We start from the raw sequence: 22,430 nt of genomic DNA, 5'->3' as shown, positions 1-22,430 counted from the left end.
TGCCGGGGCGCGGCTTTTCCTAGCGGCCCGACCACTTCTGCAGGGCCAATGCGAGAGGCATTTTAGCGGCGGAGGGTGAAAAGCCAGGCGTAGCCGCGGAAAACCGGGGTCTGGACGAGATCCGCTCCGACAACCGTCGCTGCATCCCGGAGCACCTCCGCCAGATCCGGCCGAGGCGTCACGTGAAACTGGCGCAGCCAGGCCTGCAGGATCCGGCGAGCCGCCGGCGGCAGGCGCTCCTGCTGGCCGAAGTCGACGACATGCAGGCGCCCGTCGGCGCCGGTTGCGGCGACCGCGGCGGTGATGGCGGCGCGCCAGTCCGGGATCATCGACAGGGCGTAGGAGATGAAGACCCGGTCGAACGCCTGCCGCCCGAACAGCGCCGCAGGATCGAATGCCGTCGCGTCGCCTTGCGCCAGGGTGATCCTGTCGCTGAGCCCGGCCCTCGCGACATTCGCCCAGGCCGTCGCCAGCATCGCCTCGGAGATGTCGATGCCGTGGAACCGCGTTGCCGGGTATCGGCGCGCGGCGAGGATCAGGTTGCGGCCGGTGCCGCAGCCGACCTCGAGTACCGAGCCCCCCGCCGGCGGCGCCAGCTCCTCGATCAGCCGGTCGCGGCCGAGCAGGTAGTATTTGCGGGTGGCGTCGTAGATGTGCCGCTGTCGGCGGTAGACCGCGTCCATCAAGGCGGAATGGCCGCCGGCGACGCGGCTCATGCCTGGCGGACGTATAGGTGGAAGCCGCCGTAGATCGCCGAGCGGTCGGCCCGGCAGAAGGCTTCGGACTCGTCGCGACGATAGTCCCAGCGCGCGAGGATGGCGTCGTCGACTCGGCCGGGCAGGATGCTCGGCTCGCCGGCCGTGCGGAAGATCACCCGGGCACCGGGCCTCGCGGTGCGCAGAATCTCGCGCCAGAGCGCGTTCAGCTGGTCATCCGTCATCCAGTCCTGCGCGTCGAGGAGAACGTAGCCGTCGAGGCTTTCGGCCGGTTCCTCCGCCAGCCGCTCGGTGAAGGACTGCCGGACGACCGAGACGCGGTCGGTGCGGGCGGCGATGGCGCCGAAATGCGCGCTCTGGAGGTAGAGCGGCAGCGGACCGGCATCGCCCGCGGCATAGGCGCGGCCGAGCGCCTGGTGGGTGAAGTAGTTGTCCTCGATCGGGAAGCCGCAGATCAGCTTTTCCAGCCGCTGCTTCAACACGTCGGCCATTTCGTCGCCGCCGGCCAGCGCATCGTATTGCGCCGGAGGGATGCCGAGGCCGAACAGCGAGGCTTTCAGCGAGGTCAGCCAGCGCACCGACTTCCTCTCAAACAGCGGTGCGATCACCTGGTCGAAATAGGCCTGCTGCTCGGCGAGGCTGCGCATTTCGGTCAGCGGCTGGAGTTTGACCCCCGACAGCCGCGCGCCGACATGGCCGAGCTTGATGAAGCGGCCGAGAACGCCGTGTCGGTAGATGTTCTCGGCGAACAGCCGCACGCGCGGCCGGCCCATCAGGTCGCGGTGGTTCCAGTAGGCCGCGGTGACCGGGTCGAGTTCGTCGCGCAGGAAGCTGCGGTAGGCCTGTATGTTCGCGCTGTCGTTCGCCCGTCCGAAGAAGCGGAAATAGGTCGCGTAGTTCGGAAAATGCTTGGCGCCCGCGAGTTTCAGCCGGGTCAGCGCCACGTGGTGCGCGTTGAGATCGACGGCGATGATCTCCTTCGGGTCGGCGGTGAGGTAGGATATCACGTTGCAGCCGCCGGAGGCGATGGTGATCATCCGCTTGTCCGGCCCAAGCTGGAGCGCGGCAAGGTCGACCACCGGATCTTCCCAGATCTGCGGGTAGACGAGGCCGCTGAACAGCGTGGTGAAGGCGCGCTCGAGGAGACCCTCCTTCGACCAGGCCCGCGCCCGGTGCACCGCTGTGCGGATCTTCGCCGCCGGCCGCCGGTCTATAGCCGGGCTGGTGCCCAGACGGGGGGCGAGATCCTGCGCCAAATCGATCGCCTGAGGTCTTGGCATGCGGCAGCCTCCCGAAGATGGCGCGGAGCGCGACACGCGGCTCCCGACTGCGACCTGACTAGCCCCGGCGGCTAACAGTTTTATGTCACGCCGTGCGCGCCTGTCCGCACCTGCCGCAAGGCCTCGCCGGCTGCCATGCCCGCGGACACAGCGAGATTGAGGGAGCGCGCGCCGTCGACCATCGGGATCGTGGCGCGGAGGTCCGCGACGCCGTGTACCGCTTCCGGCACGCCGGCACTTTCGCGGCCGAACATTAGGATGTCGTCGGGCCGGTAGGCGATGTCCGTGTAGGACGCAGCGCCGGCGGTGGTGAACAGCACCAGGCGCCTCCCGGTCTCGGCCCGCCAGCGCTCGAACGCCTTGAAATCGACGTGCCGGGTCAGCGACACCATCGCGAGATAGTCCATGCCGGAGCGCTTCAGGGCGCGGTCGGACATGTCGAACCCGGTCGGCTCGATGATCGACACGTCGACGCCGAGGCAGGCACCGAGCCGGAGAACGGCGCCGGTATTTCCGGCGATGTCGGGTTGGTAGAGGGCGAGCGTCAGGGCCATGCGGATCCAATAGGGAAGTATTGCCGACGTGATGACGGTTTTCGGTGACGTCGACGGACGCGCTCCTATATCAGCAGCCTAGCCCGGCCCGACAGCCCCCGATCACGGGCATGCCTTGCGCCCCCCGTCCGTGCCGATCAGGAAATTTCCGCATGTTCTCTTTCTTCGAGCGGCTCGTCGATCCGTTCCCGCCAGAGCGGATGGGCAATCCGCCCTCCAGCCTGCCGCGCTTCATTTGGCACTATGCCCGTCCGGTCTGGCCGCTGCTGCTGGCGCTGGCCGTGCTGACGTCGATCGTCTCGATCATCGAGGTGTCGCTGTTCGGCTTCCTCGGCCAGATCGTCGACTGGCTGTCGGCCACCTCCCGCGAGACGTTCCTGGCCGACCAGGGCTGGAAGCTCGCCGGCATGGCCTTCATCATCGCGATCGCCTTGCCGGGGCTGGTTTTCCTCGAATCCCTCGTCGGCTTCCAGGCGATGTTCGGCAATTTTCCGATGCGGTTCCGCTGGATCGTGCACAACTGGCTGCTCGACCAGTCGCTTGGCTTCTTCCAGGACGAGTTCGCCGGCCGCATCTCGACCAAGCTGATGCAGACGGCGATCGCGCTGCGCGAGACGATCGTCAAGTCGATCGACGTGTTGCTCTATGTCGCCGTCTACTTCACCGGCATCGTCTTTCTGATCGCCAGCGCCGACCTGGTGCTGGTGATCCCCTTCGCCACCTGGCTGGTGCTGTACATCCTGATGCTGCGCTACTTCATCCCGCGGCTGATGACCGTGGCGATGAGCCAGGCGAATGCCCGCGCCGAGATGACCGGCCGCATCGTCGATGCCTACGCCAACATCGGCACGGTGAAGCTCTTTGCGCACACAAGGCGCGAGGCCGACCACGCCCGCGATTCGATGACCGGCTTCCTCGGCACCGCCTACGGCCAGGCGCGGCTGATCAACACCTTCTTCACCTGCCTCTACCTCCTCAACTCGATGCTGCTGCTCGGCGTCGGCGGGCTCGGCATCTGGCTCTGGCTCGGGGAGTTCATTTCCGTCGGCGCCATCGCGGTCGGCGTCGGCCTGGTGCTGCGCCTCAACGGCATGTCGCAGTGGATCATGTGGGAGGTCTCGGCGCTGTTCGAGAACATCGGCACGATCCGCGACGGTATCTCGACCTTCACTCTGCCCGTGGTGCTGGAAGACAAGCCGGCGGCCAAGCCGCTCGCGGTCGCCCGCGGCGAGGTGCGATTCGAGAATGTCAGTTTCCATTATGGCTCCGACAAACCGCATCGGCAGGCCGGACCCGTCGTCGATGGCTTCTTCTTGACCATCCGGCCGGGCGAGAAGATCGGGCTCGTCGGCCGATCCGGCGCGGGCAAGACCACGTTGCTCAACCTGATGCTGCGTTTCTACGACCTGCCGTCCGGCCGCATCCTGATCGACGGCCAGGACATCGCCGGCGTGACGCAGGCCTCGCTCCGCGGCCAGATCGGCATGGTGACGCAGGACACCTCGCTGCTGCACCGCTCGATCCGCGAGAACATCCTCTACGGCCGGCCGGATGCCAGCGAAGCCGACGTGCGCCGCGCGATCGAGCGGGCGGAAGCTGTCGGCTTCATCGAGCGCCTTTCCGACATCGACGGACGTCATGGCCTCGACGCCGAGGTCGGCGAGCGCGGCGTCAAGCTGTCCGGCGGCCAGCGCCAGCGCATCGCCATCGCCCGTGTCATGCTGAAGGACGCGCCGATCCTGCTGCTGGACGAGGCCACCTCGGCGCTGGACTCCGAGGTCGAGGCCGCGATCGCCGAAAACCTCTACAAGCTGATGGAAGGCAAGACCGTCATCGCCGTCGCCCACCGGCTTTCCACCATCGCCGCGCTCGACCGGCTGATCGTGCTCGACCAGGGCCGGATCGTCGAGGAGGGAAGCCACGCGGAACTGCTGTCGACCGGCGGGCTGTATTCCCAGCTGTGGAACCGGCAGGTCGGCGGCTTCATCGACGTCGGCAGCGACGCGGCAGGGGAGGCGTCGGCGTCTCGATGATGGACCGGTTCCTGCAGCGCTTCGAGAACGTCATCGAGCCCTTTGCCGATGACGACGATGCGGCCGAGACGCGGCGGATCGGCCAGCTTTCCCCGCTGCCGGCGGAAACCAACCGCTTCATCTGGCACTTCGCCAAGCAGGCGAAGTGGCCGTTCCTCGGCCTGCTGGTGACCGGCGGGCTGACCGGCGGCGTCGAGGCCGTGCTCTATACCGGCGTCGGCTGGGTCATCGATGCGCTGTCGAGCTCGACGCCGGCGACGCTGGTGGCCGATCACGGCTGGCTGCTGTTCTGGCTGGCCTTCATCACGCTCATCGGCCGCTCGCTGATCCTCTTCGTCGCGTCGGTGCTGGAAGAGCAGGTGATCTCGCCGAGCTTCTACAACCGCGTGAGGTGGCAAGCCTACCGCCGCCTGATGGAGCAGCCCTATACCTTCTTCCAGAACGATTTCGCCGGCCGCATCGCCCAGAAAGTGCAGCAGGTCGGCGAGGCGACCGGCGACTTCATCATCACCACGCTGCAGACCTTCTGGTCCTTCGTCACCTTCGTCATCCTCTCCGTCACCATCCTCGGCGCGCTCGACCCCTGGATGGCGGTGGTGCTGGTGTTCTGGTCGCTCGGCTATGTCTGGATCGTGCGCACGCTCCTGCCGAAGATCCGTCGCTACGGCCGGGCGACCGCGGATGCCCGTTCGGTGGTCTCGGGCCGGGTGGTCGACAGCTTCACCAACATCCTCTCCGTCAAACTCTTCGACAGCGCCCGCAACGAGGATGCCTTCGTCAAGGACGGCTTCCGCCTGTTCCTCGGCTCGGTGCGCCGGCTGACGCGCGCGCTGACCTCGGTCCGCACCGCCGTCGCCGTGCTGAACGGGGTGATGATGACCGCCATCGGAACGCTCGCCGTCCTCGCCTGGCAGGCCGGCAGCGTCAGCGCAGGCGGCGTCGCCACCGCGCTCGGGCTGGTGCTGCGGCTCAACCAGATGTCGGGCTGGATGATGTTCAACATCAACGGGCTGGTGCGCAACTACGGCACCATTCAGGATGCGGTGGTGACCGTCACCAAGCTGCCAGGCCTCGTCGATCGGCCGGATGCGGGGGATCTCGCGGTGCCACGCGGCGAGATCCGTTTCGACAACGTCGTCTTCCACTATGGCAAGGGTTCCGGCGTCATCGACCGGCTCTCGCTGACCATCGCTGCCGGCGAAAAGGTCGGGCTGGTTGGCCGTTCGGGCGCCGGCAAGACGACGCTCGTCAACCTTCTGCTTCGGCTCTACGACGTCGAGGACGGCCGCATCCTGATCGACGGGGTCGACATTGCCGGCGTGACGCAAGCCTCCTTGCGCGAGCACATCGGCGTCGTGACCCAGGATACCTCGCTGCTCCACCGCTCGATCCGCGACAACATCGCCTACGGCCGGCCCGATGCCGACGAGGACGAGGTGCTGTCGGCGGCCGCGCGGGCGAATGCCGAGGGGTTCATTCCGGGGCTGCGCGATCCGGCTGGCCGCGCCGGCTATGACGCCCATGTCGGCGAGCGCGGCATCAAGCTGTCGGGCGGGCAGCGCCAGCGCATCGCCATCGCCCGCGTCCTCCTGAAGAACGCGCCGATCCTGGTTCTGGACGAGGCGACGTCTGCGCTGGACTCGGAGGTCGAGGCGGCGATCCAGGAGAATCTCTCGGAGATGATGGAGGGCAAGACGGTCATCGCCATCGCCCACCGGCTCTCGACCATCGCCGCGCTGGACCGGCTAATCGTCCTCGACGAGGGGCGGATCGTGCAGCAGGGGACGCACGAGGAACTGATCCGCAGCGGCGGCCTCTATGCCGAACTCTGGGCACGGCAGTCCGGCGGATTTCTCGACAGCGAGGCGGCGAAGTAGAAGCATGGAATGGCGGCGTGGCGTGCCCGACCCGCGTCTCTGCAGCAACAATCGAGCGAAGTTTCGACGAATGCACGGCGAAACCGCGACACGTTGCCGTTCGGCGGGCTTCCCGTCTGGACAAGGCCAGTCCTTCTGCCTAGAACGCCTCCAAAACCATGGCGTGATCTGACCGTTGAAACCGGCAGGATCGGGCGTGGACGACACGAGAATTCTCCCGGTAAGCCGTCCAGGGACTGACGAATTCGATGAAGGAGCCCCCGTTCGTGAGCGCTAACGATACCACCGCACCGACCCGGCGGGACTTTCTCTACATCGCGACCGGCGCCGTCGGCGTCGTGGGCGCCGGGCTCGCCGTCTGGCCCTTCATCGACCAGATGAACCCGGACGCCGGCACGCTGGCGCTCGCCGAGATCGAGGTCGATGTGAGCCAGGTGGCCGAGGGCCAGTCGATCACCGCCAAGTGGCGCGGCAAGCCGGTGTTCATTCGCCAGCGCACCGCCAAGGAAGTCGAGGAAGGCAAGAACGTCACGATGGCCGATCTAAAGGATCCGGTCTCGCGCAATGCCAACCTTCCCTCCGATGCCGATGCCAGCGACGCCAACCGCGCCGCCGTCGGCAAGGAGCAGTGGCTGGTGATGGTTGGCGTGTGCACGCATCTCGGCTGCATCCCGCTCGGCCAGGCCGGTGCCTACGACGGCTGGTTCTGTCCGTGCCACGGCTCGACTTACGATACAGCGGGTCGCATCCGCTCGGGCCCGGCGCCGGAGAACATGGCGATTCCGCCATTTGCATTCATATCCGACACGACCGTGCGCATCGGCTGATCTGGGGGGAACGTTTCAATGAGTGGTCATTCTTCCTACGTGCCGGAAAACGGCGTCATGCGCTGGCTGGACGCGCGGCTGCCGCTGCCGCGTCTCATGTACGATAGCTTCGTCGCCTTCCCGGTGCCGCGCAATCTGAACTACGCCTATGCCTTCGGCGGCATCCTGGCGCTGTTCCTGGTCCTTCAGATCCTGACGGGCGTCGTCCTGGCCATGCACTACGCGGCCAATTCGGGGATCGCCTTCGTCTCCGTCGAGAAGATCGCGCGTGACGTGAACTGGGGCTGGATGCTCCGGTACATGCATTCCAACGGCGCCTCGTTCTTCTTCATCGCCGTCTACATCCACATCTTCCGCGGTCTCTACTACGGCTCCTACAAGCAGCCGCGCGAAGTGCTGTGGATCCTTGGCGTGATCATCTTCCTCCTGATGATGGCCACCGCCTTCATGGGCTACGTCCTGCCCTGGGGTCAGATGAGCTTCTGGGGTGCGACGGTCATCACCGGCTTCTTTACCGCCTTCCCCGGTATCGGCCAGCCGATCCAACAGCTGCTGCTCGGCGGCTTTGCCGTCGACAACGCGACGCTGAACCGCTTCTTCTCGCTGCACTACCTCCTGCCGTTCATGATCGCCGGCGTCGTCATCCTGCACGTCTGGGCGCTGCATGTGACCGGCCAGACCAACCCGACCGGCGTCGAGATCAAGACCACCAAGGATACCGTGCCGTTCACGCCGCACGCCACCACCAAGGACGGCCTCGCGATGGCCGTATTCCTCGCGGTGTTCGTCTACTTCGTGTTCTTCCTGCCCAACTACATGGGCCATCCCGACAACTACATTCAGGCCGACTCGCTGAAGACGCCCGCGCACATCGTGCCGGAATGGTACTTCCTGCCGTTCTACGCCATGCTTCGCGCCATCACCTTCGACATCGGTCCGATCGACTCCAAGCTCGGCGGCGTTCTGGTGATGTTCGGCTCGATCATCGTCTTGTTCTTCGTGCCTTGGCTCGACACCAGCCGCGTCCGGTCCACCTCGTATCGCCCGATGTACAAGATCTTCTTCTGGATCTTCGCGGTGAACGCCGTGATCCTCGGCTGGCTCGGCTCGCGTCCGGCGGAAGGGGTCTATCCGACCCTCGCGCTCATCGGCACGATCTACTATTTCGGCCACTTCCTGATCGTGCTGCCGGTTCTTGGTCTCATCGAGACGCCGAGGAAGCTTCCCGCGTCCATCACCGATGCGATCCTGGCCAAGCACGGCGGCAGCACGCTGCCGGCTGGCGCGGCGGCTTCGCCCGAGAAGAAGGGCTGAACGGTGACGTCAGGATCGATCAAGATGAACAAGCTTCTGACTGCCGCCTTTGCTGCCAGCGTATTCTTCGCGCCGGGAGCTTTTGCTCAGGACGCCGCCGCACCGGCGGCGCCTGCTGCCGCTGCACCGGCTGCGCCTTCGGGCGCAGCGGCCGAGCCGACCTCCTCGGCGCCCGAGTCGCCGGCGCCTGGCGCTGCCGCCGACACCGGCACGGGCGGCGCGGCCCCGCCGATGGCGGAAGGCGCGGGCGAGCATGCGACGCCGCATTACCCGCTCGAGCATCCGCCGGAGATGGACTGGACCTTTGCCGGCCCCTTCGGCAAGTGGGACGTTGGCCAGCTGCAGCGCGGCCTGAAGGTTTACAAGGAAGTCTGCTCGGCCTGCCATTCGATGAACCTTGTCGCCTTCCGCGACCTCGGCGAGCTCGGCTACAACATCGACCAGGTCAAGGCGTTCGCGGCCGAGTACACCGTGCCGGATCCGAATCCGAACGCCGACGGCGAGATCGTCGAGCGCCCGGGTATTCCGTCGGACTATTTTCCGTCGCCCTATCCGAACCATGAGGCGGCCGCTGCCGCCAACAACGGTGCCGCGCCGCCGGACCTGTCGCTGATGGCAAAGGCTCGGGCTGTCGAGCGCGGCTTCCCGCGCTTCGTCCTCGACATCTTCCCGTGGTCGCAATACGCCGAAGGTGGTCCGGACTACGTGCACGGCCTGCTCACCGGCTATGGCAAGGAGCCGCCGGCGGGGATCACGATCCAGGACGGGACGTATTACAACCCGCACTTCATCGCCGGTCCGGCGCTCGCCATGCCGCCGCCGATATCGGACGATCAGGTGACCTATGACGACGCCACGCCGCAGACGCTCGACCAGTACTCGCGGGACGTCTCGGCCTTCCTGATGTGGACCGCCGAACCGCACCTCGTCACCCGCAAGCAGACGGGCCTCGTCGTGCTGCTTTTCCTGGTGGTGTTCTCGGTGCTGCTCTTCCTGGTGAAGCGCCGCGTCTGGGCCTCGACACCGCACTGAACGTGTAATTATCGATGACGGGAAAGGGGCCTTTGGGCCCCTTTTTCGTTGCGAGCGCGGGCTTAGCTGCTGCAGCAGCTCTGCGGCGACCGGCTCGTACATACTCAGACTGCCCCCCTCGTCAGCGTCGGACGGACGTGGACGAGGGCGTGTCGGGATGGACGATTGCGCTTGATCGGGGCGAGGGTATCGCGATTGAAGCACCGTCGGGCGCCGGTCGATCTGCCGCCAGCTGCAACAGGACGCCATCGCATGAGCTCTGCCACGATCACGCCGGATCCCCTCGCGGCCGCCATCCGCACCATTCCCGACTATCCCAAGCCCGGCATCCAGTTCCGCGACATCACCACGCTGCTCTCGGACGCCGCCGCCTTTCGCCAGTCGATCGAGCGTCTCTGCGAGCCGTATCGGGAGGCGCGGATCGGCAAGGTTGCGGGGATCGAAGCGCGTGGCTTCATCCTCGGCGGGGCGATGGCGCTGGTGCTCGGCGCTGGCTTCGTGCCGATCCGCAAGCGGGGCAAGCTGCCGCATGCCACCGTCAGCGTCGAGTACGCGCTGGAATACGGGGTGGACGCCATCGAGATGCATGCCGACGCCATCGTGCCCGGCGAGCGCGTGCTGGTCGCCGACGACATCATCGCCACCGGCGGCACGGCCGACGCGGCGATCCAACTGTTGCGGCAGCTGGGTGCCGACATCGTCGGTGCCGCCTTCGTCATCGATCTGCCCGAGCTCGGCGGTGCGCGGCGGATCGAAGCGCTCGGCGTCGAGGTTCACAGCCTCATCGCCTATGCCGGCCACTGAAGGCGTCAAGGGCCGGGCCTCCTGCGACGTCAGTCGGTGGCGGCGAACCAGGACGAGAGAAAGCTGATGACCGGCTCGCCATGCTGGTTCGTCCCGAGGGTGCGGGCCTCGATCAGGCCCCATCCGGGCCGGCTTGCCGATGCCCGCTTGCCGGTGATGGCGAGCGTATAGCTCACCGTATCACCGGCGAAGACCGGACGGGGCCAGCGCAGCTCCTTGATCCCGGGGGAGGGGCCGGTGCGCGGCGCCGGATGGCCTGCGGCCACGAAATCCTCCGCGAGCTTGCGGGTATAGGCGACGTTCAGCTTCATGAACACGGCGGCCGTCTGCCAGCCTGAGGCGCAGAGCCCGCCGAGCAGCGAGGTCTTGGCCGCCTCGGCATCGACGTGGAACGGCTGGGGATCGTAGGCGCGGGCAAAGCGCAGGATCTCTTCCTCGGTGAAGGTGTACGCGCCCAGCGCATGGACCTCGCCGATGGTGAACATGTCCCAGAAGATCATGCGCCGAGCCCCGCCCGCGTGGTGATCATGACGGTATATTCCGTCTCCAGCACGGTCTCGCCCTTCTGGTTCAGGATGGCGTTGTGCAATCTGGCAACGCCGAGTGTCGGCCGTTTGGCGGAGACCCGTGCCGCCTGCACCGTCATTGTCCCCGACAGCGTGTCGCCGGGCCGGACAGGTTTCAGCCAGTTGACGTAGTCGACGCCGGGCGAGCCCTGGGCCGCCGAGCCGACGAGGAAGCCGTCGACCATCATCCGCATCATCATCGCGCAGGAATGCCAGCCGGACGCCGACAGGCCGCCGAGAAGACTGGCCTCCGCCGCGGTGTCGTCGAGATGGAAGGGCTGCGGATCGAACTCTTCGGCGAAGGCGATGACCTCGTCCCGGCTGACGGGGTAGGGGCCCAGCGCAAAGGTCGCGCCGACCGGGAAATCCTCGAATGTCCGCATATCCTGCCTCCTGCCTCGGCCCTCCATTTAGGACGCCGGTGGCACGAAGGCGAACCCCGGATGGCATTCGCCTCCCGCGGCAGTCCAATCCGGTAGGTGAAGACGGGGGAAGCCGGGCCGCCCGCGGTCGACCGCTGGTGACGGCATTCGGACGGTTGGCTTTCTCCTGCCGCCGCCACCCTCGCCGTCAGGAGAGGGCGCAAGACGGCGAACGGAGAATCGGTCCGCCGTCTTGCGGGGGCGGTTCAGGCCGCGCGGCTGGGGATGAAGCCGGCGGACGACTGCGCGTGGCCTCGGCCCCGCGCAACCTTGCCGGTCGCAGTGCGGAAGCGCTCGACCATGGCGGCAAGGTCGTCGGTCTCGTTCGATAGCGTCTGGGCGGCAGCCGTCGCCTCCTCGACCATTGCGGCGTTCTGCTGCGTGACCTTGTCCATCTGGTCGGCGGCGGCCGACACCTCGCGCAGGCTGACCGCCTGCTCCTTGGCGCTGCGGGCGATCTCGGCGACGACGTTCGACATGTCGGCGACCTCGGAGACGATCTCGCCCAGCGACTTGCCGGAGGCGGTGACGAGCGCGACGCCGCGCTCGACCTGGGCCGATGACGTCGAGATCAGCTCCTTGATCTCCTTGGCAGCTTCCGCCGAGCGCTGGGCAAGGCCGCGCACTTCCTGCGCCACCACCGCGAAGCCACGGCCCGCCTCGCCGGCGCGCGCGGCTTCGACGCCCGCGTTGAGGGCCAGGAGGTTGGTCTGGAAAGCGATTTCGTCGATGACCCCGATGATCTTGCCGATCTTGTCGGAGGACTGCTCGATCTGGCTCATGGCCTCGACGGCGCTGCCGACGATCTCGCCGCCCTTCTCGGCCTTCTTCTGGGCCGAGAGCGCGCCGACCTGCGCCCGTGCCGCGCCTTCCGCGGTCTGGTTGACGCCGCGCGTGACCTCGGACAGCGCCGCGACCGTCTCCTCGAGGCTGGCGGCTTGCTGCTCGGTGCGGTGGGCGAGGTCGTTGGAGGCGACGGAGATCTCGCTGAGGCCCGTGCGCAGCGTGGAGACACCGCCGATGACGCCGCCGATCGCGTCTTCCAGCTTCTCGACGCTGATGTTGAACTTGGCGCGGATCGGCTCGAATTCGGGGGCCACCGCCTGATCCATGCGGATGGTCAAATCGCCTTCCGCAAGCGCGTTGAACCCGTGCTCGACGGCATGGACGAAGGCGAGGAGGTCCTCGGCCTTGGCACCGTCGAGCGCGATCTGGCGTTCGTCCTGGGTCTTCTTGGCCTGGCGCGCCACATGCGCCTCCTCCTCGATCGCCAGCTTCTCCAAGGCTGCGGCCTTGAAGGTCTGAAGCGCTTCGGCCATTTCACCAACCTCGTCCTTGCGGGCGAGGAAGGGGACCTCGGTCGCATTGTCGCCGGTGGCGAGGCGCCGCATCGCGCCGGTGAGGCGGACGACAGGCCTGGCGATCGAGCGCGAGAGGACGACACCCATCGCGACCGCCACGAGGACGACGAGCGCAAAGGAAATGGCGAGCACCTTGCGCATGGCGCTCTCGCCGCGTTCGGCCTCGGCCTGCATCGCCAGCACGCGTTCGCCTTGCAGCTTCTCGACCTCGTCGATCGCGTCATAGGCCTTGCCGAGAGGAAACTGCTTGACGAGCTGCAGCGCTGCGGCGTGGGTCGCCGGATCGCGCCCAAGGGTGATCATCGCGTCACCTGCATCCGCCCACCACTTGTTGACGATCTCGCGGGTCAGCAGGACGCCGCTGTTCTGTTCCTGTGTCGGCGACATTTCCATGAACTTGTCGCCGGCCTGCAGGAAGGCCGCCTTTGCCGTGGCATATGTCTTGGAGAAGCGTTCCTCGCCGGTCGCGAGGGTGTTGCCGACGGCATTCTGCTGCCGGTACAGCGCTGCCCGCATCTTCTCGATCTGGATCGTCTGCAGAAGGCTCTGCGATTTGGCTTCGTGGGCTGCCGACGATGATCCGATCCCATAATAGATCAGCGAATTTGCCACCGCGATGACGGCAAGGAGAGCGGCAAATGTCAGGAATAGCTTCTGATTGATCTTCATGGTCGTTGCCTACTGGTTCCGGCGCGTCCGAAACACGCGGAGACATGACGGGGCGCGTGCACGCGCTGCGCGAACGGCGACCGGCGCCACCGTGTGAGGCAGTATGACAATCAGCTTATAATAGTTACCTAACGTTGTGTCGGTATCGCCCCGACTCCCGCGGGCACATGCTGTTGCCCGCCAGCAACCCGCCGAGGCGACGAGGTCTTCAGTCCGGTGGTTACCTGACAAAGAAAGGCCCTGCCACCGTAGGGCTCGGGGTAGCCTGACGGGACGGGGCCTGATCTTGCGGCGAGGAAGTCGGAGGGATCAGTTGTTGAACTTGAACATCAGGATGTCGCCGTCCTGGACGACGTATTCCTTGCCTTCGTCCCGTGCCTTGCCGGCCTCCTTGGCGGCGACTTCACCGCCGAGCGCGACGAAGTCGTTGTAGGCGATGGTCTGGGCGCGGATGAAGCCCTTCTCGAAGTCGGTGTGGATGACGCCGGCGGCCTGCGGCGCCTTGGTGCCACGGTCGATCGTCCAGGCCCGCGTCTCTTTCGGCCCGACGGTGAAGTAGGTGATGAGGCTGAGCAGGTCGTAGCCGGCACGGATCAACCGGTCGAGGCCGGGCTCGGTCAGGCCGACCGCTTCCATGTATTCCGGCACGTCGGCTTCGGGCAGCTGGGCGATCTCGGATTCGATCGCGGCCGAGATGATGACGCTGCCGGCGCCCTGGCGCTTGGCCATTTCGGCGACGGCCTCGGAATAGGCATTGCCGGTCGCCGCATCCGCCTCGGCGACGTTGCAGACGTAGAGCACCGGCTTCGAGGTCAGAAGGTTCAGCCCCTGCAGGATCGCCAGCTCGTCCGCCGGCATGCCCTTCAGCAGCACGCGGACCGGCTCGCCGGCATTCAGCTTGGTCAGGGCAGCTTCCATCACCGGCATCATTGCCAGCGATTCCTTGTCCTTGGTCGAGGCGCGCTTGCGGATGCCGACGATGCGGCGCTCGAGGCTCTCGAGGTCGGAGAGCATCAGCTCGGTCTCGACCGTGTCTGCGTCGGCGACGGGGTCGATCTTGCCCTCGACATGGGTGATGTCGTCGTCGACGAAGCAGCGGAGCACGTGGACGATGGCATCGACCTCGCGGATGTTGGCGAGGAACTGGTTGCCGAGGCCTTCACCCTTCGAGGCGCCGCGCACGAGGCCGGCGATGTCGACGAAGGTGATGCGCGTCGGCACGATCTGCGCCGACTTGCCGATCTTGGCGATGACCGCCATGCGCGGATCGGGCACGCCGACATCGCCGGTGTTCGGCTCGATCGTGCAGAACGGATAATTGGCCGCCTGCGCCGCCGCCGTCTTGGTGAGCGCGTTGAACAGCGTGGACTTGCCGACGTTCGGCAGGCCGACAATACCGCATCTGAAACCCATGGGTTCCGTATCCTCTAGTGTCGTTTTCCGCGTCCGCGGAAAGAAATGGGGCTGGCCTGCTGTTTGCAGCGTCAGCGGGTGGGGGTCAATGTGGGAACGGATTTGGCGGGGCTTTTGGGCCGGGTCTATCGCCCGCGTTTCAAGTTCGTCATCCTCGCGCGCAGCGCGGGGACCCATGCCGCGAACTGCTTCACCTTCGCTACGGTACCGGCCGACCGCGCCTTTGATCCTTCAAGATGCTGGCATGGGTCCCCGTGGCTAGGGCCCCGAGGATGACGACCGGAAAGGCAGCGCCCATCGAGCGTCCGGCGCGAAAGTCGTCTATTCCTTGCCGAACAGCCGCTTCAGCATGTCCGCCATCGCGCCGCTCGCCGGCGGCTTGGCCGGTTCTGCGGCCCGTGCCTGGCGAATATGGCTCTGTGCTGCCGGCGCCGCCGCCGGCTTCGGCCCGGCTTTTGCTGCTGCGCCGTTTGCCGAGCCGCGGGCCGAGGGCGGCTCGTCCGAGGAAAGCCCCATGGCGATGCGGTTCATGAACAGGGCATCGTCGCCGTCCACCAGCAAGCCGACCTGGCGGGCGACCGCGTCAATCAGCGGCTCGAGCCAGTCGCGGTCGACCTTGTGGAAGTCGGAGAGGACATGGCCGTGCACCCGCTCCTTGGAACCGGGATGGCCGATGCCGAGGCGGACGCGGCGGTAATCCTTGCTGCCCAGATGCGCATCGATCGAGCGCAGACCGTTATGCCCGCCATTGCCGCCGCCGGTCTTCACCCGCACCTTGCCGGGAGCGAGGTCGAGCTCGTCGTGGATGACGATGATCTGGCCGGGCCCGAGCTTGTAGAAGCTCGCCGCGGCGGCGAGCGAGGCGCCGGAATCGTTCATGAAGGTGAGGGGCTTCAGGAGCAGCACCTTTTCGGTGCCGATCTGGCCTTCGGAAAACTCGCCCTTGAACTTCTTGGTCCACGGCCGGAACGAAGGATCGCGCTGGATGGCGTCGAGCGCCATGAAGCCGATATTGTGCCGATGTCCGGCATATTGGGGGCCGGGATTGCCCAATCCTGCGATGAGCAGCATGCGCCCGGCCTCCCTTGTCGTCGTTCGAACAGTCGAGACTTACTTCTCGTCGGTCTCGGCTTCGTCGCCCTGCTCGGTGACTTCCGTCTCCGGGGCTTCCTCGATCTCGTCGACCTCTTCCGCCATCGGCGGCACGATGGTGGCGATGACGAAGTCTTCCTCGTTGTCGAGTGTGACGCCGTTCGGGAGCTTCAGGTCGGACGCGTGGACCGCATCGCCGATCTCGAGACCGGTCAGGTCGACCGTGAAGGCCTCCGGGATCTCTTCGGCCGGGCAATGCACGGAGACGGTGTGGTGCGCGACGTTCAGCGTTCCGTCCTGAGCCTTGATGCCCGGGGCGGCATCTTCGTTCTCGAAGTGCACGGGGATCTCGACCGCGACGACCGTGCGGCTGGAGACGCGCAGGAAGTCGACATGGGTCAGGAAGTCCTTGACCGGGTCGAGCTGGTAGTCCTTCGGCAGGACGCGGATTTTCTGACCTCCGACGTCGATCGTGATGACCGTCGTCTTGAAGCCGCCGGCGTGGAGCTTCAGGAAGGTTTCCTTGTAGGGAATGGTGATCGGCATCGGGGCTTGCTTGTCGCCGTAGATGACGGCGGGCACTAGTCCGTTGCGGCGAAGATGTCTGGCGGCCCCCTTGCCGACCTTCTCGCGCGCCTCGGCCTTGACCGTGTAGGTCTCGCTCATGGCTGTTTCCTTCGTGTTCATTCAGAGGTTATCGAACCGGTATCCCGAAACGGGACCGAAACGACGAAAAGCGGCCAAGGCCGCTTAACTCCGCGCTGCCTCCAAGGGTGTCCGCGCGGACGTGCGCTCTATAGCGCAAGGGCAGGGGAGGGGCAAGGCGACCAGCGGCGGTACGGCCGCGGCGGGCTCCTCGAGGCTACAGCCAGCCCGAGCGCTTGAACCGGAAGTAGAGATAGCCCGCCGCCCCCGCGATCACCGCCACCGTCAGATGATACCCGTATTTCCAGGTGAGCTCGGGCATGTTCTGGAAATTCATGCCGTAGATGCCGGCAATGGCGGTCGGAACCGCCAGGATGGCGGCCCAGGCGGCGAGCTGCCTTGTGATGGCGCCTTGCCGCTGCTGTTCGAGAAGGCTTGCCGCCTCCAGCACCGAGGACAGGATTTCCCGCAGGCCCTCGATCATGCTGGCGATGCGCCGCACCCGGTTCAGCACGTCGCGAAAATAGGGCCGCGCTGCGTCGTCGATGCAGTCGACGTCGATGTGGCCGAGCCGGCTCAGCACTTCTTCCGTCGGGCCCATGATACGGCGAAAGCGGATCAGTTCGCGCCGCAGGGAGAAGATGCGCGCGACCTCGGTCCGCGTGAGAAAGGCATCCAGCGCCCGCCGTTCCATTTCCGCGATATCGTCTTCGATCGCCTCGACGATCGGCAGGTAGCCGTCGACCACGAAGTCGAGCACGCCGTGCAGCACGTAGTCGACGCCGTGCTTCAACAGATGCGGCGAGGCTTCCAGCCGGGCGCGAAGCTCGGTGTGATCGCGCATCGACCCGGACCGCATGGTGATGATGTGCGTATCGCCGACGAGGATCGCCGTCTTGCCGTAGGCGATGGTCTGCCCGTTCAGCGCCGCTGTGCGGGCGACGATGAACAACTCCTCGTCGTAGACTTCGAGCTTCGGCAGCACATAGGCCTTGTGCGCGCTCTGAACGGCGAGGGGATGAAGGCGGAAGTGACGCTGAAGCTGCTGCAGTTCCACATCCGTCGGATCGACGATGCCGATCCAGACAAACTCGCCGGCTGCCAGCACCAGATCCGCGGTCGTTTCAAGTTCGACCGGCCGAACCCGCTTTCCCTCGGCATAGACATAGGCGGCGACGACGGTCATGCAGGCCTGAATATTTCAAGTGGGTCCGTCGACGGCAATCGCCCGCCTGACCCCGACTGCTAATGCCGCCATCAGCGGACAAAAGCCTTAAGCCGCGGTAAACTGCCGGGAGAAGCGGTTGTCCGAAAGCTCATGACGGGTTCCCGCTCGCGCATCGCTTTTGGGAAACAGATCCCTGTCCAGCGACATCAGCGCGGTGAGGTGCCTGACTTTGCGGGCGTAGGCGACCTGGTCACGGCCCGCCGCCAGTTCGGCCTTGGCGATCCTCTCGACCTGCTGCTCCACCCGCCGCTTGGCCTGCCCCGTCAGAGCCATCTTGTAGCGTGGCGAATGACCGAGCGCAGAGACCGCAGATGCCTTGAAAACTCTTCTCGGCGGCGCGGCGGCAGCATGGCGTGCCGGGCGTCTCAGCTGCATCAGCTGGATCTTCTCGAGCACGGTATCGTGACCGAGCGAAGGGAAACGGATCGCAATCTGGGCCGGAGTCTTGCCCTGGTTCCAGAGGGTAATCAAAAGGGTTACCTGACTGTCAGTCCAGAACATCAGTATTTCTCACCGTCGTCTCCCAGAGCCATGATCTTAGGGACACTCAGTGAGCCGTGCAACCATCAAGGGTGCGATGACGCGTGAAAGAGGCGGTTTTGCCCTAAGCGGTCAATCGAAGAGGCTGGAAACCGACTGTTCCGTCGTGGTGCGGGCAATGGCTTCGCCGAGGAGGTTGGCCGTCGTCACCACGCGGATGTTCGGAGCGTTGCGGATGGCCGCGGTGGGCTGGATCGAATCCGTGATCACCAGTTCCTGCAGCATCGAGGCGGTGATGCGGGCGACGGCACCGCCCGACAGGACGCCGTGGGTAATGTAGGCTTTCACGCTCTTGGCGCCGATCCGCAGCAGGGCTTCCGCGGCGTTGCAGAGCGTGCCGCCGGAATCGATGATGTCGTCGATCAAGATGCAGTCGTGGCCGGCGACGTCACCGATGACGTTCATCACCTCGGACTCGCCCGGCCGCTCGCGGCGCTTATCGACGATCGCCAGCTGCGCGTCGATGCGCTTCGCCAGCGAGCGGGCGCGGACTACGCCGCCGACGTCCGGCGACACCACGACGGTGTTCGACAGGTCCTGGTGTTCCTTGATGTCGCGCGCCATCAGCGGAATGGCGAAGAGGTTGTCGGTCGGGATATCGAAAAAGCCCTGGATCTGTCCGGCATGCAGGTCGAGCGTCATGACGCGGTCGGCGCCGGCTTCGGTGATCAGGTTGGCGACGAGCTTGGCCGAGATCGGCGTGCGCCCTCCCGCTTTCCGGTCCTGCCGGGCGTAGCCGAAATAGGGCAGGACGGCGGTGATGCGCTTGGCGGAGGCCCGCTTCAGCGCATCCGTCATGATCAGGAGTTCCATCAGATGGTCGTTGGCGGGGTAGGAGGTCGACTGGATGATGAAACAGTCCTCGCCGCGGACGTTCTCCTGGATCTCGACGAAGATTTCCTGGTCCGCGAAGCGGCGGACGGAGGCTTGCCCGAGAGGCAGTTCCAGGTACTTGCCGATGGCTTCGGCGAGCTGACGATTGGAATTGCCGACAAAGAGTTTCATCGTCGCTTGCCTGTCACAATCATGAGGACCAGACCGCCGGCGGCTGGTGTCGTGGGCGGTCGTCAGGACGTTAAATTCGCTGCTGTCTGGGCCGGCTCATTAACGACTACCGTTGAAGAGTCAAACCAGAGAGAAGGGCAAAAGACGATATCGCCCCAATAACTGTGCAGTGCGGTAAATACGCCGCGCCCGGGAAATCAGCCTGGGGTCGGCGCGCTGCTGTGGAATTCTCGCATCGTCGTCGCGGCGATCGCCTGGAGCGCTGCCGCATCGACGACCGACCAGGGATCGGTGCTGCTGCTCGCCGAAACGCGCTGCTGGCCCTGGATGCGGTTGAGCCTTATGCCTTGCGGATCGACGACGTCCCAGACGTAGATCACCACGGTCTCGCGCCCTTCGGTCAGCACCGAGAGATAGCCTTTCAGTCGCTGCGGCGCGACCGGCCCGTCCGCCGGTGACAGAGCGATGCCATTGGCGGCGGCGGCCTGTCCCAGCGCCTGCGACAACATCGCGACCTTGGCCTCGGGCGCGCCGACGAGCGGCAGGAACTGGATCGGGCCGGACTGGGTGGCGCCCGTGGGGGCCGCGGCAAAGGTCGGCCCTGGCTGCACCGGTGCCGGCGAGAGGTCCTGGGTGACAGGGGAGGCACGCGAGCCCGCGATCGGGCTAGGCGGTGTCATTCCCATGCCGGGATCGCTGGCCGAACAGCTGGCAAGGCCAAACGGCCCCAGCAGGATGGCGAGCCAGGCCAAGTTCAATCTCATGCCCGTCCTTCCTTGTCGTCCGGTTCCGGTAGAGATGGCTATAGAAAGATTTCGGTAACAAAACCTGAACTGTCGGCCGCTGCCCTCCCCGCTGCGCGTCTCAGAGGTGGGCGCGAAGCAGCCCGAACGCCGCTCTGCTGGGACTTGCGGGTTTTGGAAAAAACCAAAGACGGGGTGTGCTCACCCCACCGAAAAGGCTGCTTCCGATCCAGGAAGACAGAGTGTTGCAGGACCATTCATCCCGGATGCACGGGTTTCTAGGAAACGACGGTCATTTCGATCGGCAGCCGCGACAGCGGTTCGGGCGCCTCGGTGGTGGTCAGGTAGGTGCGGCCGAGGGTCATGGCGGTGCCGGTGTCGGAATCCATGATGATCATGTGGGCGAACAGCGTCATCCCCGGCTGGATCTGCTCGGCATTGCCGGACACGAACATCTGCTGCTCCATCCAGGACGGGGCATAGCGCGCGCCGAGCGAGTAGCCGCACGCGCTCAGCCGGTGGCGGACGAGATCATGCGCTTCCATCACGCCGGCATGCGCGTCGAAGACGTCGCCAAAAGTCTTGCCGGGGCGCATCGCCTCCTCGACGGCCGCCAGCGCCTCGCTCGCGGCGGCGAAAAGCTCGCGATGGCGCGCCGTCGGCTCGCCCACCACCACGGTGCGCATCACGGCGGCATGGTATTGCGCCTTCACGCCCGCCCATTCGACGGTCAGCTGGTCCTCTGCGTCCAGGGCGCGTCGACCGGCCTTGTAGCGGCACAGCAGGGCATCGGGCCCGGAGCCGATGATGAAGGGATTGGCGGGATAGTCACCGCCGGCGGCGAAGATCGATCCCTGCAGCGTCTCCAGCAGTTGCGCCTCGTTCGCGCCGGGCCTGACGAGCCGCAGCATGGCCTCGAACGCGTCGTCGGCCATTGCGGCGGCCTCGCGGACATAGGCGATCTCCGCCGGGCTCTTGAGAACCCGGAGGCTGGAGACGAGGTCGGAGGCATCCTTCAGCGCGGCGAAGGAGCCGAGCTTGGCCTCGACCAGTCGGCCATTGGCGGCCGTCAGCCCGTGCGTCGCCCATTCGACGCCGATCTTGGCGCCGAGAAGCCCCATATCGTCGAGCATGTCCCTGAGATCGATCGCCGGATCGGCCGCGCCGCGATCGCGCCAGACCGAGACGTTGTCGAGGATCGAGGTGTGCTTCGCCTGCCGAAGGTCGGCCGAGCGGGTCAGCAGCCGCATCTCGCCGTCCGCCTTCACGACGAGGCACTGGAAGAAGCAGAAGCCGAACGTATCGTAGCCGGTCAGCCAGTACATCGATTCCTGCGCGAACAGCAGCAGGGCGTCGATCTTTCGCTCGGCCATCTCCATGACCAGGCGGTCGCGGCGGGCGTCGAATTCGTCGCGCGAGAAGTGCAGCATGGGAAGAGCCCTATCGGTCGATGGCGATGGCGATGGCGGCGAGCTGGCGGCCGTAATCGGTCTCGCCACGATGTGTCGTCCGCCGGAAGGAAAAGAAGAGGTCTTCTTCCGCGTAGGTGCAGTGGCCGACGAAACTACCGGCGACGCCGGCTTTCGCGAGCTTGGCGAGGATGAAGCCGGGCAGGTCGAACTGCCGCTTTTCCGGGGCGGTGCCCTTCGCAAAGAACGGACTGGCGTCCGGATGGTCGGCGAGCACGGCATCCAGCATATCGGCGCCGACCTCGTAATTCTTCTGCGTGATCGTCGGGCCAAGGACCGCGGTGATGCCCGCCCGGGTCGCGCCGCATTCCTCCATTGCGGCGATCGTCGCCTCCAGGACGCCGCCTGCCGCGCCGCGCCAGCCGGCATGGGCGGCGCCGACGACACCGGCGGCCGCATCGGCGAAGAGGATGGGGCCGCAGTCGGCGGCGACGACGCCGATGGCGATCCCGGGGGTGCGGGTGACGATCGCGTCCGCTTTCGCCCTCTCGCCGCTGAACGGCTCGCTGACGACGATGGCGGTCGCCGAATGCACCTGCCAGGGCGTCACGAGGTCGGGACCCGTCAGCCCGAGAAAATGCGCCCCGCGGGCGCGGTTCTCGTGCACGGCGTCCGGATCGTCCTTTGAGCCGATCCCCATGTTCAGGCCGGCATAGATATCCGTCGACACACCGCCGCGGCGGGTGAAGAAGGCGTGGCGAATTCCCTTGCCGTCGGCAAGCTGCGGGGCCGTCACCACGTCCGAATTGCGGAGGTGCGAGGCGTCTTTGAGGCGATCATCTGACATGGCGCGGGATCGTGGTGGAGGCTCTCGGGGAAGTCAATCGGACGGCGCGGACG

21 protein-coding genes are annotated in these 22,430 nt (G+C 66.1%); 6 read left to right on the top strand and 15 right to left on the bottom strand.

The window, feature by feature from the left end; genetic code table 11:
• Positions 1 to 62 precede the first annotated feature (62 nt).
• From ACZL02_RS14230 to ACZL02_RS14220, 3 genes are all read right to left on the bottom strand, one after another.
• Positions 63 to 716 (bottom strand): class I SAM-dependent methyltransferase, encoded by a 654-nt coding sequence (locus ACZL02_RS14230; protein ID WP_472936840.1) that lies wholly within the window; start codon positions 714 to 716, stop codon positions 63 to 65.
• Positions 713 to 1,996, bottom strand: a complete 1,284-nt coding sequence (locus ACZL02_RS14225; RefSeq protein WP_472936841.1) for a BtaA family protein — start codon at positions 1,994 to 1,996, stop codon at positions 713 to 715. Before ACZL02_RS14225 ends, ACZL02_RS14230 begins: the two co-directional genes overlap by 4 nt.
• 80 nt (positions 1,997 to 2,076) lie before the next feature.
• On the bottom strand, positions 2,077 to 2,550 hold the full coding sequence (locus ACZL02_RS14220) for a tRNA (cytidine(34)-2'-O)-methyltransferase (RefSeq protein WP_472936842.1): 474 nt from the start codon (positions 2,548 to 2,550) through the stop codon (positions 2,077 to 2,079).
• A 152-nt stretch (positions 2,551 to 2,702) separates the two neighbouring features.
• Here ACZL02_RS14220 and ACZL02_RS14215 point away from each other — a divergent pair, with 152 nt between their 5' ends.
• The 6 genes from ACZL02_RS14215 to ACZL02_RS14190 all read left to right on the top strand — a co-directional run bounded on the left by ACZL02_RS14215 (position 2,703) and on the right by ACZL02_RS14190 (position 10,437).
• On the top strand, positions 2,703 to 4,583 hold the full coding sequence (locus ACZL02_RS14215; RefSeq protein ID WP_472936844.1) for an ABC transporter ATP-binding protein: 1,881 nt from the start codon (positions 2,703 to 2,705) through the stop codon (positions 4,581 to 4,583).
• Positions 4,580 to 6,460, top strand: coding sequence for an ABC transporter ATP-binding protein (locus ACZL02_RS14210; protein ID WP_472936845.1), 1,881 nt, complete (start codon positions 4,580 to 4,582; stop codon positions 6,458 to 6,460). Before ACZL02_RS14215 ends, ACZL02_RS14210 begins: the two co-directional genes overlap by 4 nt.
• A gap of 266 nt (positions 6,461 to 6,726) precedes the next feature.
• Positions 6,727 to 7,287: a ubiquinol-cytochrome c reductase iron-sulfur subunit gene (gene petA, locus ACZL02_RS14205; RefSeq protein ID WP_472936846.1), complete on the top strand. Its 561-nt coding sequence runs from the start codon at positions 6,727 to 6,729 to the stop codon at positions 7,285 to 7,287.
• An 18-nt stretch (positions 7,288 to 7,305) separates the two neighbouring features.
• Positions 7,306 to 8,601, top strand: a complete 1,296-nt coding sequence (locus tag ACZL02_RS14200) for a cytochrome b (protein ID WP_472936847.1) — start codon at positions 7,306 to 7,308, stop codon at positions 8,599 to 8,601.
• A 231-nt stretch (positions 8,602 to 8,832) separates the two neighbouring features.
• Positions 8,833 to 9,633 (top strand): cytochrome c1, encoded by an 801-nt coding sequence (locus ACZL02_RS14195; RefSeq protein ID WP_472938093.1) that lies wholly within the window; start codon positions 8,833 to 8,835, stop codon positions 9,631 to 9,633.
• A 252-nt stretch (positions 9,634 to 9,885) separates the two neighbouring features.
• Positions 9,886 to 10,437 carry an adenine phosphoribosyltransferase gene (locus tag ACZL02_RS14190; protein ID WP_472936848.1) on the top strand — a complete coding sequence of 184 codons (552 nt, stop codon included), beginning with the start codon at positions 9,886 to 9,888 and terminating at the stop codon, positions 10,435 to 10,437.
• A gap of 29 nt (positions 10,438 to 10,466) precedes the next feature.
• On the opposite strand, the gene ACZL02_RS14185 is transcribed toward ACZL02_RS14190, so the two are convergent.
• From ACZL02_RS14185 to pgeF, 12 genes are all read right to left on the bottom strand, one after another.
• Positions 10,467 to 10,937 carry a MaoC family dehydratase gene (locus tag ACZL02_RS14185; protein ID WP_472936849.1) on the bottom strand — a complete coding sequence of 157 codons (471 nt, stop codon included), beginning with the start codon at positions 10,935 to 10,937 and terminating at the stop codon, positions 10,467 to 10,469.
• The gene (locus ACZL02_RS14180) at positions 10,934 to 11,386 is read right to left on the bottom strand and encodes a MaoC family dehydratase (protein WP_472936850.1); all 453 of its coding nucleotides are present in this window, start codon (positions 11,384 to 11,386) and stop codon (positions 10,934 to 10,936) included. Before ACZL02_RS14180 ends, ACZL02_RS14185 begins: the two co-directional genes overlap by 4 nt.
• Before the next feature lie 245 nt (positions 11,387 to 11,631).
• Entirely contained in the window at positions 11,632 to 13,455 is a 1,824-nt protein-coding gene (locus ACZL02_RS14175; RefSeq protein WP_472936851.1) for a methyl-accepting chemotaxis protein, read from the bottom strand.
• Between the two features lie 309 nt (positions 13,456 to 13,764).
• The gene (gene ychF, locus ACZL02_RS14170) at positions 13,765 to 14,868 is read right to left on the bottom strand and encodes a redox-regulated ATPase YchF (protein ID WP_472936852.1); all 1,104 of its coding nucleotides are present in this window, start codon (positions 14,866 to 14,868) and stop codon (positions 13,765 to 13,767) included.
• A gap of 321 nt (positions 14,869 to 15,189) precedes the next feature.
• On the bottom strand, positions 15,190 to 15,939 hold the full coding sequence (pth, locus tag ACZL02_RS14165) for an aminoacyl-tRNA hydrolase (protein ID WP_472936853.1): 750 nt from the start codon (positions 15,937 to 15,939) through the stop codon (positions 15,190 to 15,192).
• 39 nt (positions 15,940 to 15,978) lie between these two features.
• Complete coding sequence (locus tag ACZL02_RS14160; RefSeq protein WP_472936854.1) at positions 15,979 to 16,626, bottom strand: 50S ribosomal protein L25/general stress protein Ctc; 648 nt, start codon at positions 16,624 to 16,626, stop codon at positions 15,979 to 15,981.
• 196 nt (positions 16,627 to 16,822) lie between these two features.
• Positions 16,823 to 17,791 carry a magnesium/cobalt transporter CorA gene (corA, locus tag ACZL02_RS14155; RefSeq protein WP_472936855.1) on the bottom strand — a complete coding sequence of 323 codons (969 nt, stop codon included), beginning with the start codon at positions 17,789 to 17,791 and terminating at the stop codon, positions 16,823 to 16,825.
• An 87-nt stretch (positions 17,792 to 17,878) separates the two neighbouring features.
• The gene (locus ACZL02_RS14150; protein ID WP_472936856.1) at positions 17,879 to 18,334 is read right to left on the bottom strand and encodes a hypothetical protein; all 456 of its coding nucleotides are present in this window, start codon (positions 18,332 to 18,334) and stop codon (positions 17,879 to 17,881) included.
• A 111-nt stretch (positions 18,335 to 18,445) separates the two neighbouring features.
• The gene (locus tag ACZL02_RS14145) at positions 18,446 to 19,378 is read right to left on the bottom strand and encodes a ribose-phosphate pyrophosphokinase (RefSeq protein WP_472936857.1); all 933 of its coding nucleotides are present in this window, start codon (positions 19,376 to 19,378) and stop codon (positions 18,446 to 18,448) included.
• Positions 19,379 to 19,575: 197 nt separating this feature from the next.
• Entirely contained in the window at positions 19,576 to 20,142 is a 567-nt protein-coding gene (locus ACZL02_RS14140; RefSeq protein WP_472936858.1) for a hypothetical protein, read from the bottom strand.
• Between the two features lie 257 nt (positions 20,143 to 20,399).
• A complete protein-coding gene (locus tag ACZL02_RS14135; protein ID WP_472936859.1) occupies positions 20,400 to 21,551 on the bottom strand; it encodes a M24 family metallopeptidase in 1,152 nt (383 codons plus the stop codon).
• A gap of 10 nt (positions 21,552 to 21,561) precedes the next feature.
• Positions 21,562 to 22,377 carry a peptidoglycan editing factor PgeF gene (pgeF, locus tag ACZL02_RS14130; RefSeq protein ID WP_472936860.1) on the bottom strand — a complete coding sequence of 272 codons (816 nt, stop codon included), beginning with the start codon at positions 22,375 to 22,377 and terminating at the stop codon, positions 21,562 to 21,564.
• Positions 22,378 to 22,430: the final 53 nt, after the last annotated feature.

It is taken from the genome of Mesocryomonas fontinalis (assembly GCF_055730125.2).
This window is presented reverse-complemented; position numbering and strand designations above follow the sequence as displayed.

Coding starts and splice junctions, on each gene's coding strand:
- ACZL02_RS14230 (WP_472936840.1), bottom strand. CDS start 716: ATGAGCCGCGTCGCCGGCGGCCATTCCGCCTTGATGGACGCGGTCTAC.
- ACZL02_RS14225 (WP_472936841.1), bottom strand. CDS start 1,996: ATGCCAAGACCTCAGGCGATCGATTTGGCGCAGGATCTCGCCCCCCGT.
- ACZL02_RS14220 (WP_472936842.1), bottom strand. CDS start 2,550: ATGGCCCTGACGCTCGCCCTCTACCAACCCGACATCGCCGGAAATACC.
- ACZL02_RS14215 (WP_472936844.1), top strand. CDS start 2,703: ATGTTCTCTTTCTTCGAGCGGCTCGTCGATCCGTTCCCGCCAGAGCGG.
- ACZL02_RS14210 (WP_472936845.1), top strand. CDS start 4,580: ATGATGGACCGGTTCCTGCAGCGCTTCGAGAACGTCATCGAGCCCTTT.
- ACZL02_RS14200 (WP_472936847.1), top strand. CDS start 7,306: ATGAGTGGTCATTCTTCCTACGTGCCGGAAAACGGCGTCATGCGCTGG.
- ACZL02_RS14195 (WP_472938093.1), top strand. CDS start 8,833: ATGGCGGAAGGCGCGGGCGAGCATGCGACGCCGCATTACCCGCTCGAG.
- ACZL02_RS14190 (WP_472936848.1), top strand. CDS start 9,886: ATGAGCTCTGCCACGATCACGCCGGATCCCCTCGCGGCCGCCATCCGC.
- ACZL02_RS14185 (WP_472936849.1), bottom strand. CDS start 10,937: ATGATCTTCTGGGACATGTTCACCATCGGCGAGGTCCATGCGCTGGGC.
- ACZL02_RS14180 (WP_472936850.1), bottom strand. CDS start 11,386: ATGCGGACATTCGAGGATTTCCCGGTCGGCGCGACCTTTGCGCTGGGC.
- ACZL02_RS14175 (WP_472936851.1), bottom strand. CDS start 13,455: ATGAAGATCAATCAGAAGCTATTCCTGACATTTGCCGCTCTCCTTGCC.
- ychF (WP_472936852.1), bottom strand. CDS start 14,868: ATGGGTTTCAGATGCGGTATTGTCGGCCTGCCGAACGTCGGCAAGTCC.
- pth (WP_472936853.1), bottom strand. CDS start 15,939: ATGCTGCTCATCGCAGGATTGGGCAATCCCGGCCCCCAATATGCCGGA.
- ACZL02_RS14160 (WP_472936854.1), bottom strand. CDS start 16,626: ATGAGCGAGACCTACACGGTCAAGGCCGAGGCGCGCGAGAAGGTCGGC.
- corA (WP_472936855.1), bottom strand. CDS start 17,791: ATGACCGTCGTCGCCGCCTATGTCTATGCCGAGGGAAAGCGGGTTCGG.
- ACZL02_RS14150 (WP_472936856.1), bottom strand. CDS start 18,334: ATGTTCTGGACTGACAGTCAGGTAACCCTTTTGATTACCCTCTGGAAC.
- ACZL02_RS14145 (WP_472936857.1), bottom strand. CDS start 19,378: ATGAAACTCTTTGTCGGCAATTCCAATCGTCAGCTCGCCGAAGCCATC.
- ACZL02_RS14140 (WP_472936858.1), bottom strand. CDS start 20,142: ATGAGATTGAACTTGGCCTGGCTCGCCATCCTGCTGGGGCCGTTTGGC.
- ACZL02_RS14135 (WP_472936859.1), bottom strand. CDS start 21,551: ATGCTGCACTTCTCGCGCGACGAATTCGACGCCCGCCGCGACCGCCTG.
- pgeF (WP_472936860.1), bottom strand. CDS start 22,377: ATGTCAGATGATCGCCTCAAAGACGCCTCGCACCTCCGCAATTCGGAC.